The sequence below is a fragment of the Roseobacter weihaiensis genome, assembly GCF_020622345.1.
Taxonomy (GTDB): Bacteria; Pseudomonadota; Alphaproteobacteria; order Rhodobacterales; family Rhodobacteraceae; genus Roseobacter; species Roseobacter weihaiensis.
In genome coordinates this window covers 1-559 of the sequence record NZ_JACNMO010000089.1, presented here as the reverse complement: position 1 = coordinate 559, position 559 = coordinate 1, and the positions used below count along the sequence as shown (strand labels likewise).

General features: G+C 57.8%; 1 pseudogene. It reads right to left on the bottom strand.

Going from position 1 to position 559, the window contains the following annotated elements:
* Positions 1-472 (bottom strand): annotated as a pseudogene (locus tag H7847_RS26645) (DDE-type integrase/transposase/recombinase); the annotation flags it as partial.
* Between the last annotated feature and the right edge of the window lie 87 nt (positions 473-559).

The following is a 559-nucleotide window of genomic DNA, read 5'->3' as shown; positions in this document are numbered from 1 at the left end:
TTGGAGCGCCATTGGTCTGAGCGATAATGGCGACGCCTGTTCAGGCATTCGGCCCGGAACTTGGAGTTGAACGCTTCGATGAAGGCATTGTCCGTCGGTTTACCCGGCCGCGAGAAGTCGAGTGTGACACCTTTCTGGTAGGCCCAGAGGTCAAGGTCGCGGGAGATGAACTCGCTGCCTTGATCAACGCGGATCGCCTTTGGATAACCAATCTGATGACAGATCCGTTCAAGGGTTTGTACGACGTCCTCGCCGCGATAGCTGAACATTGGGTCCGTGGCTGGCGCGAACCGCGAGAACGTGTCCACGATGGTCAGGACCCTGATCTTTCTGCCGGTCACCAACTGGTCATGCACAAAATCCCCTTACGGTGAATGCATGCATCACCTACCGGGCAGGGGATCGCCCAAGTCTCATTGCTTGGCGTTGCTTCGGCTCGATCCTCCCGTAGCTTGGCCTGCACCCGGCGTTTGGCATCAAGCCCGCATACTTCTTGCGCCAGTTGTAGAATGTCGCCTCAGCAATTCCGGCTTTGCGACACACCTCCGCGAGGCTGGTG